The 363-nt window shown below is 63.1% G+C and carries 1 protein-coding gene; it reads left to right on the top strand.

Annotated features, from left to right (window positions below; translation table 11 throughout):
* Positions 1-85 precede the first annotated feature (85 nt).
* The coding region (locus AC1RPH_RS08030) for a hypothetical protein (protein ID WP_481762061.1) at positions 86-363 on the top strand (278 nt) is incomplete at its 3' end.

Here is a 363-nt window from a genome sequence, read left to right as displayed (position 1 = left end):
AGTAACTCGAGCGGTGAGCACCGTCCTGCTGGCCGTTGTGCTGATCGTGGGCCTGCCGGCCTGTTCGTTGATAGGAGATCGCCTCATGACACCAGACCCGCCGGTCAAAGAACAGCAGCGAGCGTCCGCGCTCTATTTCCGCGACAGGTACCAACCGAACGTCGAGAAAGTCCGGTTCACCCGTGACGGCGATCGGCCGGGGCTCGGAGTGCCGTGGAGCGTCAACGCGATCGCAACAATCGAGGGCAGTGACTATAACGTGATCATCGGGCAGGGCAGGGGTCCTGCGTTTGTCGGCGGCACCGGAGTGCCTCCCGAAGCACCCACGCCCGCTCCGCACCTTCCGCTGACCTTGATTTACAG

This window comes from Dellaglioa sp. CoH-57-MRSF-16, assembly GCF_056782055.1.
Note: the sequence above shows the minus strand (reverse complement) of the source record. Positions and strands in the feature narration are given on the sequence as shown.